Source organism: Micromonospora sp. D75, assembly GCF_018070405.1.
GTDB lineage: Bacteria > Actinomycetota > Actinomycetes > Mycobacteriales > Micromonosporaceae > Micromonospora > Micromonospora chalcea.
In genome coordinates this window covers 1-6,099 of the sequence record NZ_JAGPXV010000356.1, presented here as the reverse complement: position 1 = coordinate 6,099, position 6,099 = coordinate 1, and the positions used below count along the sequence as shown (strand labels likewise).

The window sequence follows — 6,099 nt, the reverse complement described above, 5'->3', positions numbered from 1 at the left end:
GGCCAGCAGCGTGCACCAGCCGAGCAGGTGCGGACCCAGGTCGGCGCGCAGCGGCGTCCAGGAGGCGCGGATCTCGATGTCACCGGCGGCGGGCGGCCCGGCCAGCTCGCCGAACCGGGTGGAGAGCGTCTGGGTGACGGTGCCGCCGATCGCCCGGTGCCCGGCGCCCTGCGCGTCCAGCGCGTCGGTCAGCCAGGTCCAGCCGACGCCCGGCAGCAGCGGGTCGCTGGCCAGGTCGACCTCAAGCTCGGCGGTGACGTACGTGACCAGCCGCAACGTGCCCTGCCACGCCTCGTGCCCGGCCGGGTCGTGCAGCAGGATCAGCCGGCCGGTGGCCACCTCGTCGTCGTCGCGCATCACGGCGGCGGAGAGCGCGAACGCGAACGGGGCCAGCCGCTGGGGCGCGCCGACCTCCTCCAGGATGATCTCCGGGCGGGGTGTCACCGACCGCAGCCCCGCGACCGCGCGAGCGAACGTTTCCGGGAGCGCGATCGGGGGGGCCATGCGGGCAGCCTATGCGCGCCCACCGTACGGCGCGCGACGGCGCGCCGGGTGATCGACGGTTAAGAAGGGGCCCTTCCTCTACCGGAGGCGTTAAGCGGGGGCCCTTCCTTCTACGTCACAAATGCGGACGGTGAGCGCGGGAGCGTGCCGGGGGCGTGGCACGATTGCCGCGATGACCACCGACACCACGGGCACTGCCGCCCGAGACGGAGAACCCCGCCGCGGCGGGCCGGCCGACTCGCCCTTCGTGCGCGCCTGCCGGCGCGAGCCGGGCCCGCACACGCCGGTCTGGTTCATGCGCCAGGCCGGCCGGTCGCTGCCGGAGTACCGCGAGATCCGGGCGAACGTGCCGATGCTGGAGTCCTGCCGCCGGCCGGACCTGGTCACCGAGATCACGCTCCAGCCGGTGCGCCGGCACGGCGTGGACGCGGCGATCCTGTTCAGCGACATCGTGGTGCCGGTCGCCGCGGCCGGCATCGACCTGGACATCGTGCCCGGCACCGGCCCGGTGGTGGCCGAGCCGATCCGTACCGCCGCCGACGTCGAGCGGATCTCCCCGATCGGCCGCGACGAGGTGTCGTACGTGGACGAGGCGGTCCGCCAGCTCGTCGTCGAGCTGGGCGACACCCCGCTGATCGGCTTCGCCGGCGCCCCGTTCACGCTCGCCAGCTACCTGGTCGAGGGCGGGCCGTCGCGTACCCACGCCAAGACCAAGGCGCTGATGTACGGCGACCCGGACCTGTGGCACGCGCTGTGCTCCCGGCTGGCCGAGGTGACGCTGGCGTTCCTCCAGGTGCAGATCGACGCCGGGGTCTCCGCGGTGCAGCTGTTCGACTCGTGGGCCGGCGCGCTCTCCGAGGCCGACTACCGCCGCTTCGTGCTGCCGCACTCGACGTACGTGCTGGGCGGGCTCGCTGACTCCGGCGTGCCGCGGATCCACTTCGGGGTGGGCACCGGCGAGCTGCTCGGCGCGATGGGCGAGGCCGGCGCCGACGTGGTGGGCGTGGACTGGCGTACGCCGCTGGACGTCGCCACCGGCCGGATCGGGCCGGACAAGGCGGTGCAGGGCAACCTCGACCCGACTGTGCTGCTCGCGCCCTGGCCGGTGGTGGAGACCGAGGTGCGGCGCATCGTCGAGCAGGGCCGGGCCGCTCCCGGCCACGTGTTCAACCTCGGCCACGGCGTCCTGCCGGAGACCGACCCCGAGGTGCTGACCCGGGTGGTCGCGCTGGTGCACGAGCTGACCGCGCGACCGGAGCGCTAGGAGGCGACAGTGGTGCGACCGTGGCGGGTGGCGATCGTCGGTGGCGGGATCACCGGGCTGGCCGCCGCCGTCCGGTTTCGCGACCGCGCTCCCGAGGGCACCGAGGTCACCGTGTACGAGCAGTCCGGCCGCCTCGGCGGCAAGCTGTTCACCGGTGAGCTCGCAGGCGGGCCGGTCGAGTTCGGCGCGGAGTCGTTCCTGATGCGCGACCCGGCCGGTGGCGAGTCGGCGGCGGTGACGCTGGCCCGGCGCCTCGGCCTGGCCGAGGCGATCGTGCACCCGACCGTCGGGCAGGCCGCCCTGCTGGTCGACGGCACGTTGCGCCCGGTGCCGGGCGGGACGCTCGTCGGCGTACCCGGGGATCTGGAGAAGGTGGCGGCGGTCGCGCCGCCGGCGGCGGACGCCGACCGCGACGCGGGCCTCCCGTTGCTGGGCGACGGTGAGGACACCTCGGTCGGTGAGCTGGTCCGCAAGCGTCTCGGTGACGCGGGGGTGGAGCGGCTGGTCGATCCGATGCTCGGCGGCGTGTACGCCGGGCGGGCCGACGACCTGTCGCTGGTCACCACGATGCCGGCGCTGGCCCGCGCGGCACGCGCCGAGCACACGCTCGTCGGTGCGGTACGCGCCGCGCAGGCCGCCGCGCCGCGCGCGCCCGGCGCCCCGGTCTTCGGCACCCTGGCCGGTGGGCTGAGCACGCTGGTCGAGGCGGCGGCGACGGCGAGCGGCGCGACGATCCTGCGGGGCGCGGCGGTACGCGAGCTGCGCCGCACCCCGTCCGGATGGCGGCTCACCGTCGGGCCGACCCGCGACGCCGAGCACGTCGAGGCCGACGCGGTGCTGCTCGCGGTGCCGGCCCGCCCGGCCGCCCGGCTGCTCGCCGCCGCCGCGCCCGAGGCGGCCGACACGGTGGGCGCGCTCGACTACGCCAGCGTCGCCCTGATCACCCTGGCCCTGCCCGGTCCGGCCCTGCCGGAGCTGTCCGGTTTCCTGGTGCCGGCCGGTGAGGGGCTGACGATCAAGGCGTCGACGTTCTTCACCACCAAGTGGGGGCACCTGCGGCGGCCGGACGGGCTGGCACTGGTGCGCGCCTCGGTCGGCCGGTACGGCGACGAGACGTCGCTGCAGCTCACCGACGACGACCTGGCCGACGCGGTGCACCGGGAGCTGTCGGCGGTGCTCGGCGCGCCGCTGCCGACTCCGGTGGCCCGGCACGTGCAGCGGTGGGGCGGCGCGCTGCCCCAGTACACGCCCGGGCACACCGCCCGGGTGGCGGCGGTCCGGGCGGCGCTGCGCGCCGCGTACCCGACGCTTGCCGTGGCCGGGGCCGGCTACGACGGCGTCGGCATCCCGGTGTGCGTCCGCTCCGGCGAGACGGCGGCCGAAGAGATCATCACGGCACTGGAAGGATCGGCAGCATGACCGAGCAGACCAACGCGGCGCGGCTGCGGGAGCTCAACGAGACCATCCGTTACACGATGTGGTCGGTGTACCGGGCCACCAGCCCGCTGCCGTCGCTGCGGGAGAACGTCGTCGACGAGGTCGAGTCGCTCTTCACCGAGCTGGCCGGCAAGGACGTCACGGTCCGGGGCACGTACGACGTGGCCGGGCTGCGCGCCGACGCCGACCTGATGATCTGGTGGCACTCGTCGTCCAGCGACGCGCTGCAGGACGCGTATCTGCGGTTCCGCCGCACCACGCTGGGCCGGGCGCTCACCCCGGTCTGGTCGCAGATGGCGCTGCACCGCCCGGCCGAGTTCAACAAGAGCCACATCCCGGCGTTCCTGGCCGACGAGCAGCCGCGCCCCTACCTGTGCGTCTACCCGTTCGTGCGCTCGTACGAGTGGTACCTGCTGCCCGACGCGGAGCGGCGCGAGCTGCTGGCCGAGCACGGCAAGATGGCTCGCGGCTACCCGGACGTGCGGGCCAACACGGTGGCGTCGTTCGCGCTCGGCGACTACGAGTGGATGCTCGCGTTCGAGGCCGACGAGCTGCACCGGATCGTGGACCTGATGCGTGACCTGCGCGCCTCCGGCGCCCGGCGGCACGTGCGGGAGGAGATCCCGTTCTACACCGGCCGCCGCCGCTCGGTGGCCGACATCGTGAACTGCCTGGTGTGAAAGGAAGGGCACCTTCTTAACGCCTGCGGTAGAGGAAGGGGCCCCGCTTAACACCCCGGCGGGTGTCGAGCAGGGCCCCGACCGGGAAGACCGGCGTCAGGCGGTCGTCGTGCAGGACACGATGCTGGGCACCGGGTTCGTCGCACCGGCCGAGCCGGTGAAGCCGAACGAGGTGCTCGCACCCGGCGCGAGTGAGCCGTTGTAGGCGGCGTTTCGTGCCGTCACCAGTGTTCCGCTCGTGGTGACAGTGGCGTTCCACGCCGAGCTGACCTGCTGGCCGTTCTGGTAGTTCCAGCTCACCGACCAGCCGCGGATCGGCGAGCCGCTGTTGTTCGTCACCTTCACGTCGGCCTGGAAGCCGCCGCCCCACGAACCGGTGATCGCGTACGTCGCGGTGCAGCCGCCGGCCGGGTTCGGCGTGGTCGGCGGCGGGCTGGTCGGCGGCGTGCTCGTCGGCGGCGTGCTGGTGGGCGGGGTGCTCGTCGGCGGGGTGCTGGTGGGCGGCGGGGTGGTCGGGCCGGACCCGCCGAAGTCCACGTCACTGCACAGGTAGTAGGACTGGTCCAGGTGGCTGGCCTGCCAGATGGTGTAGACGATGTGCCGGCCGGTGCGGCCGGGCGCGTTCGCCGGGATCTGGATGGACACGCCGTCCACCTCACGCGTCCACTGGCTGGCCGGGGTGTTGCCGATCTGGCCGACCAGTTCCAGGTCGCTCCAGCGCAGCGGCGAGGTGAGCGCGTTGAAACCCTGCTTGGTCACGTACACCCGGATGTAGTCGGCGCCGTGGCTGGCCTGGTCGAAGAACTTGACCCGGAAGTTGTTGGTGACCGGCACGGTCTTCCAGGCGCCGACGGTGTCGAGCGCGTTGTACCGGCCACTCTGGGTGCGGCCGCCGCTGCACAGCTGACCGTCCGGGATGGCGCCCTGGTGGTTGCCGGCCACGCCCTCGCGGAACAGGCCGTTCCAGTTCCACATGGCGTTCGGGTCGGCCTGCCACGCCTGCCAGCACATCGGGTCCTGGGTGGCCATGGCCGGGTTCTGGAAGTCACCGCCCCAGCGCTGCCAGCAGCTGTAGGCGCGCGAGGCCGGGTCGACCACCGACCCGTGCGCCGAGGCCGGGCCGGAGAACGCGGTGGTGAGCAGCGCCGCGACGACCGCGCAGACGGCGAGGATCGCCGCCGCGAGCGGTAACGGGCGGCGGTACGGAGTGGACATGGAAAGCCTCCGGGATGGGTGTCGGTGCACGACGCCCGGACTGTCGGGAGTTGCCCTCTCCCGCGTGGCGGCTCCGCCCGCACGTTGCCACAAAAAGTGACAAACGTCAATGAGTTGGGTCGCGGCGCATCGGGGTGTGCGGGATGCCGTCCTCGACGTAACCGGGGCCGCTGACCGTGAAACCGAATCCCGCGTAGAAGCCCACGAGGTGCGTCTGCGCGTCGAGCACGCACGGCCGGTCACCCACCACCGCGAGGGCCTCGGCCATCAGCGCGCCGGCCAGGCCCGCGCCGCGGGCCGCCGACGCCACCACCACCCGCCCGATCCGCGCCACGCCGCCGGGGTCGGCCAGGATCCGCAGGTACGCGACCACGGCGCCGTCGCTGCTCAGCCACAGGTGGCGGGTGCCGGGCTCGACGTCCCGGCCGTCCAGTTCCGGGTACGGGCAGGACTGCTCGACCACGAACACGTCGATGCGCAGCCGGAGCAGGTCGTGGAAGGTGCGGGCGTCCAGGTCGGCGAAACCGGCCAGGTGGGACTCGACGGGCATCGGCCCAGGTTAGGCGGCGCGCTTCCGGCCGGTCGTGCGCACCCCGTGCGCGCGGCGGTTCGGCGCGCCGGGCCGGCGCGGTCCGGCGTACCGGCTCAGCCCTTCGACGCGCGCAGCCCGGCGGCGGTGGCGGTGACGGCGCGCTCGAACCAGGCGCCGGTGTCGGCCGCCGAGCGGGTCCACACCCAGACGCACTGGGTCACCCGGCCCTTCTGGAGGCAGCCGTAGCGGTGCGGGAAACGGGTGCCGTCGGACACGGTCATGGTGGCCGACACCACCCGGCCCGGCAGGCCCAGCCCGGCGGGCAGGTCCGCGGCGGTGTGTCCGCTGGTCACCTGGCCGTCCTCCTCGTCCCGCCCGCACGCCTCCAGCACGTCGAAAAGTCGCCGTACCGCGTCCGCCGCGGTCGGCTCGTCCGGGTAGACCACCGTCTCCTGGGCCACCTCGAC

6 protein-coding genes and 1 pseudogene are annotated in these 6,099 nt (G+C 73.9%); 3 read left to right on the top strand and 4 right to left on the bottom strand.

The window, feature by feature from the left end:
• On the bottom strand, positions 1 to 504 hold a 504-nt coding region (locus KBX39_RS20305; RefSeq protein ID WP_210871971.1), incomplete at its 3' end, for a DUF3000 domain-containing protein.
• Between the two features lie 172 nt (positions 505 to 676).
• Between KBX39_RS20305 and hemE the strand changes: the two genes are divergently transcribed.
• From hemE to hemQ, 3 genes are read left to right on the top strand one after another with little or no spacing between them, the layout of a single operon-like run.
• A complete protein-coding gene (gene hemE / locus KBX39_RS20300; RefSeq protein ID WP_187693712.1) occupies positions 677 to 1,768 on the top strand; it encodes a uroporphyrinogen decarboxylase in 1,092 nt (363 codons plus the stop codon).
• A gap of 9 nt (positions 1,769 to 1,777) precedes the next feature.
• Entirely contained in the window at positions 1,778 to 3,187 is a 1,410-nt protein-coding gene (gene hemG, locus KBX39_RS20295) for a protoporphyrinogen oxidase (RefSeq protein WP_210871969.1), read from the top strand.
• Positions 3,184 to 3,885, top strand: a complete 702-nt coding sequence (gene hemQ, locus KBX39_RS20290; protein ID WP_043325639.1) for a hydrogen peroxide-dependent heme synthase — start codon at positions 3,184 to 3,186, stop codon at positions 3,883 to 3,885. The genes hemG and hemQ overlap by 4 nt, the downstream gene beginning before the upstream one ends.
• Positions 3,886 to 3,981: 96 nt before the next feature.
• Here hemQ and KBX39_RS20285 read toward each other — a convergent pair whose 3' ends face one another.
• The 3 genes and pseudogenes from KBX39_RS20285 to KBX39_RS20275 all read right to left on the bottom strand — a co-directional run.
• Positions 3,982 to 5,100, bottom strand: coding sequence for a lytic polysaccharide monooxygenase (locus tag KBX39_RS20285; protein WP_210871966.1), 1,119 nt, complete (start codon positions 5,098 to 5,100; stop codon positions 3,982 to 3,984).
• 106 nt (positions 5,101 to 5,206) lie between these two features.
• Positions 5,207 to 5,650 carry a GNAT family N-acetyltransferase gene (locus KBX39_RS20280; protein WP_210871964.1) on the bottom strand — a complete coding sequence of 148 codons (444 nt, stop codon included), beginning with the start codon at positions 5,648 to 5,650 and terminating at the stop codon, positions 5,207 to 5,209.
• 95 nt (positions 5,651 to 5,745) lie between these two features.
• A pseudogene (locus KBX39_RS20275) lies at positions 5,746 to 6,099 on the bottom strand (hypothetical protein); the annotation flags it as partial.

Coding starts and splice junctions, on each gene's coding strand:
- hemE (WP_187693712.1), top strand. CDS start 677: ATGACCACCGACACCACGGGCACTGCCGCCCGAGACGGAGAACCCCGC.
- hemQ (WP_043325639.1), top strand. CDS start 3,184: ATGACCGAGCAGACCAACGCGGCGCGGCTGCGGGAGCTCAACGAGACC.
- KBX39_RS20285 (WP_210871966.1), bottom strand. CDS start 5,100: ATGTCCACTCCGTACCGCCGCCCGTTACCGCTCGCGGCGGCGATCCTC.
- KBX39_RS20280 (WP_210871964.1), bottom strand. CDS start 5,650: ATGCCCGTCGAGTCCCACCTGGCCGGTTTCGCCGACCTGGACGCCCGC.